Here is a 4,176-nt window from a genome sequence, read left to right on the forward strand (position 1 = left end):
ACCGCCATCTGCTCCGGCATCACCCCCCGCGCCACCACCGACGCAAGGCGGGACAGGCGGGTGTGGATCTGCACGCCCGCGGTGACCAGCCGCTCGGCATGCCAACACGTCAACTGACACGCCGCCACCAGATGATCACGCGCCCGCGCCGCCGGCGCCAACCGCGCATACCCCGGCCGACCCGACCCCGCAGGCCCCTGCTCGTCCTCGGTCTGCGCCGCGCGGGTGAACTGCGCGACCAGCACATACGCGGCCTCCAACCGCGTCGCACCAGCTCGGTTCTGCGCCAGCGTCGCCGCGCGAGCCGCCTCACTGACCGCCGCCATGTCCAACGCGCCCAGACCCTCAGGGACCGCGAACAACGTCCTCGCCGTCGTCACCAACCCCTCCCCCTCGCCGAGCGCCACACCGAACGATGACCACCAATGTCGAACGATAGTTCGATCATACCGGCGCCACGCCGAGCGCACAAGAGTTCGAATGCAACTGATCCGCGCGCGCTCCGCCCAGTTGCGCACGTAGGCGAGCGATGACCTTGTCGTCGTCCCCGTCATATTCCCCTGGGGGGGCGACACAGCCCCGCGCCCGGGCGACCCCACGCGGCGGCCACGGTGTGCGTCATTTACATAGTGTGCGACACACACTATGGTGTGGCACATGGATGACGCGGCCGGCGCGGTACAGGGCACCCACCTCCAGGAGATCCGGCGGGGATCCGTGGTGCTGGCGAGCCTCATCGCGTGCCGGACGCCGAAGTACGGGTACGGACTGCTCACCACGCTGGCCGACGCCGGCATCGTCACCGAGGCCAACACCCTCTACCCGCTGCTGCGCCGCCTGGAGGGCCAGGGCCTGCTCACGTCGACCTGGCGCACCGACGACCCCCGGCCCCGCAAGTACTACGAGACCACCGCACTCGGCACCGAGACCGCCGAGCGGCTGCACACCGAATGGCTGGCGCTGGGCGCCGGCTACGACGATCTGCGGAAGGCGGATGCGTGATGCCCCGACTCACCGGTCGCTACATCTCCGAGGTGGTCCGTCACCTCCCCGAGGGCCAGCGCGGCGACATCTCGGAGGAGATCGCCGCGACCATCGACGACATGATCGCCGCCGAGCTCGACGCCGGCACCGACACCGGCACCGGCCCCGACGGCCGGATCGATCCCGCCACCGCCGAGCACACGGTCCTGCGTCGCCTGGGCGACCCCGTGCAGCTCGCGCGTCGGTATTCGGGCGTGCGTCAGTACCTCGTCGGACCCGACGTCTACCCCGTATGGTCTCGCGTGCTGCGGTGGCTCGTGCCCGTCGTCGGCACGATCGCCGCGGTGGCCGGCGGCATCCTCTACGTCTCCACGACGCCTGTCCCCCAGCTCGGCGACCTCATCGCCCAGCTCGTCACCTCCGTGTCCGCCGCCCTCCTCTGGACCTTCGCGGCGTGGACGCTCGTGGTGGTGATCATCGAGCGGACCACCCCGGAGGGCGCGAGCAACGCACTGGCGCGGACGCCGACCTGGGATCCGAACGATCTCGACCGCCCGGGCAGCGGAACCGACACGCGTGCCGACGCGATCGTCTCGCTCGTGATGCTCGCCCTCCTGTCCGGTGTGCCGTTCATCCCGTCGACGTTCCTCTACATCGGCCACCTCAACGGGGGCGAGCCGCTGATCAACCCGGACATCCCGACCGGCTGGGTCGTGAGCTACCTGGCCCTGATCGGCGTGCTCGCGCTCATCCAGGTGTGGCGCCTGGCGCGGCCGGGACGGTCGCGCGGCCGTCTGGCCCTGGAGATGGCCACCGACATCGTGTTCGGCGTGTTCCTCACCGCCCTCGTTTTGAGCCAGCAGACCGTGCTGCACCCGGACCTCGTCCCCGCGGACGGCGACGGCGGCCCGGCCACCGCCATCCGCTGGGGGCTGGTCGCGGCGATCTGGGTGATCGTGGTGTGGGACCAGGTCGAGACCCTGCGGACGTTCCGGCGGGCCGCAGACCGCTGACGTCGGCCCGGGCCGCCTACCCTCGGAGCATGAACATCCTCACGGTGCGACCCGTCGACGTGGTGATCGAACACCTGTCGTGCCCGCCCATCCCCTCGGTGGATTTGTATGTCGACGGTCGCCGGTTGCTCGACCTGGTCCTGCCCGCCGAGACGGCGGCCCGGCGATCGGCGGGGAACCCCGACGACCCGAACGAGTACCTTCCGATGGCTGTGCACGACGTTCGCGGGCCGCAGCACTATCTGGGATCCCCGGTCGACTACTTGGCGGATCCGGGCGCGACGGCCTTGCTGGGTTGCGATTGCGGCGAGTGGGACTTCCACCCCCTCACCGCCCGGGTCAACGTCGGACACCGAGACGTCGCCTGGTCGGTGTTCCGCAGCGCGACGCACGAGTGGGGTCCGCTGCCGATCGGGCCGTTCCTGTTCGACCGCGCGCAGTACGAAGCCGCATTCACCGCGATCCACTGGGGTCCGGGAACCGGCGGCTGACACTCCGCCGTCTGCGAGCGACAGCCCCGCGGCGCGTTCGAGCGAGGCGTCGGCATCGCGAACCGAGGCCGACGAGAAGACCCCGCCTCCTGCATCTCTGCCGGTGGCGGGGTCTCCTGCACTTGTGCGCCCGAAGGGACTCGAACCCCTAACCTCTTGATCCGTAGTCAAGTGCTCTATCCATTGAGCTACGGGCGCATACTCATATTCTTCTGTCGTGCCAGATGTCCGGTCTCCCGGGCTTCCGGCATGGCGGAGGCGAGAGGATTTGAACCTCCGGTCCCCTTTTAGGAGGACAACTCATTAGCAGTGAGTCCCATTCGGCCGCTCTGGCACGCCTCCTGGAGGCTCTGCGAGCCAACGAGGCTTTACAGTACACACACGCCCCGCCGGTTCGCAAAACGGCCGGACACCGGGCCGGGAGCTGCTGGTCCTACTCTGTAGACATGTCCCCCGACGTGCGCAGTGACCTCGACGCGATCCCCGCCTACGTGCCCGGTGCGTCCGTGCCCGGCGCCGTGAAGCTCGCGTCCAACGAGACCACCGCCGGCCCGCTGGCGAGCGTGGCCGCGGCGATCGCCGACGCCGCGGCGGCGGCCAACCGGTACCCGGACATCACCTCCCGGGCACTCGTGGAGCGCCTGGCGGACTTCCTGGACGTGGGCGCCGAGAACGTCACCGCCGGCTGCGGCTCGGTGGCCCTGTGCCAGCAGCTGGTCCAGGCGGTGTGCGCCCCGGGCGACGAGGTGATCTTCGGCTGGCGCTCCTTCGAGGCGTACCCGATCATCTCCCGCATCGCCCACGCCGTGCCCGTGTCCATCCCGAACCGCGCCGACGGGTCGTTGGACCTCGACGCGATCGCGGGGGCCGTCACCGACCGGACGCGCCTGATCTTCGTCTGCACCCCCAACAACCCCACGGGGCCGGCCGTTCCGCGCGCGGACCTGCGCGCGTTCCTGGACCGTGTCCCGGAGCGGGTCACCGTGGCGCTGGACGAGGCCTATGTGGAGTACGTGAGGGGCGACGACGACGACAAGGTGGACGGTGTCGCGGAGGTGATGGCCCGTCGCAATGTGGTCTCCTTGCGCACCTTCTCCAAGGCGTACGGGCTCGCCGGCCTGCGCGTCGGCTACCTCGTCGGGCCCGTCGACCTGGTGGTGCCGGTGGCGAAGATGGTCGTGCCGTTCTCCGTGAGTTCGCTGGCCCAGTCCGCGGCGATCGCCTGCCTGGAGGCCGGGGACGAACTGCGGGCGCGCACCGACGCGGTCGTCGCCGAGCGTTCGCGGGTGCGCGACGCGCTGCTCGACATGGGCCACGCGGTCCCGGACACCCAGGCCAACTTCGTCTGGCTCCCGCTCGCGGAGGCCGCGTCCGACTTCGACGCCCACTGCCGCGACCACCGCGTCGTGACGCGGTGTTTCGCCGGCGACGGGGTGCGGGTGACGATCGGCGACCGGGATGAGAACGATCGGTTCCTCGCGGCCGCCCACGAATTCGTGACCGGAATGTGATGCTTCCGGCGGGGTCCCGTGACCTCGCGGCGGCACGATGGGTCGGGTTTGGACGCGACGCCCCGGTCGTCGCGCCCGTCCCGCGAGAGCCGCGGGTCACGATCCCCCAGGAGTCGGTGTGCAGCTGCGAGGTCCCCGCCGTGAGGCGAGTCCCGCAGCCCCACCCACGCCCGGATC

General features: G+C 70.5%; 4 protein-coding genes, 2 tRNA genes and 1 pseudogene. 4 read left to right on the forward strand and 3 right to left on the reverse strand.

The annotated features are described in order from the left end of the window. Window positions 1-380: pseudogene (locus tag KHA85_RS16050) on the reverse strand (HNH endonuclease); the annotation flags it as partial. 277 nt (window positions 381-657) lie between these two features. Between KHA85_RS16050 and KHA85_RS16055 the strand changes: the two are divergent. The 3 genes from KHA85_RS16055 to KHA85_RS16065 are packed head-to-tail and all read left to right on the forward strand — an operon-like array spanning window position 658 to window position 2,488. Then, complete coding sequence (locus tag KHA85_RS16055) at window positions 658-1,002, forward strand: PadR family transcriptional regulator (protein WP_213186576.1); 345 nt, start codon at window positions 658-660, stop codon at window positions 1,000-1,002. Next, window positions 1,002-1,997 carry an HAAS signaling domain-containing protein gene (locus tag KHA85_RS16060; RefSeq protein WP_213186577.1) on the forward strand — a complete coding sequence of 332 codons (996 nt, stop codon included), beginning with the start codon at window positions 1,002-1,004 and terminating at the stop codon, window positions 1,995-1,997. Before KHA85_RS16055 ends, KHA85_RS16060 begins: the two co-directional genes overlap by 1 nt. 29 nt (window positions 1,998-2,026) lie before the next feature. After that, on the forward strand, window positions 2,027-2,488 hold the full coding sequence (locus KHA85_RS16065; protein WP_213186578.1) for a hypothetical protein: 462 nt from the start codon (window positions 2,027-2,029) through the stop codon (window positions 2,486-2,488). A gap of 125 nt (window positions 2,489-2,613) precedes the next feature. Here the strand turns inward: KHA85_RS16065 and KHA85_RS16070 are convergent. Continuing rightward, window positions 2,614-2,686 (reverse strand) — tRNA-Arg (locus KHA85_RS16070). A gap of 52 nt (window positions 2,687-2,738) precedes the next feature. Next, a tRNA-Ser gene (locus KHA85_RS16075) sits at window positions 2,739-2,830 on the reverse strand. Window positions 2,831-2,934: 104 nt separating this feature from the next. Between KHA85_RS16075 and KHA85_RS16080 the strand changes: the two genes are divergently transcribed. Next, window positions 2,935-3,999 carry a histidinol-phosphate transaminase gene (locus KHA85_RS16080; RefSeq protein ID WP_213186579.1) on the forward strand — a complete coding sequence of 355 codons (1,065 nt, stop codon included), beginning with the start codon at window positions 2,935-2,937 and terminating at the stop codon, window positions 3,997-3,999. Window positions 4,000-4,176: the final 177 nt, after the last annotated feature.

It is taken from the genome of Dietzia massiliensis (assembly GCF_018390595.1).
Classification (GTDB): domain Bacteria; phylum Actinomycetota; class Actinomycetes; order Mycobacteriales; family Mycobacteriaceae; genus Dietzia; species Dietzia massiliensis.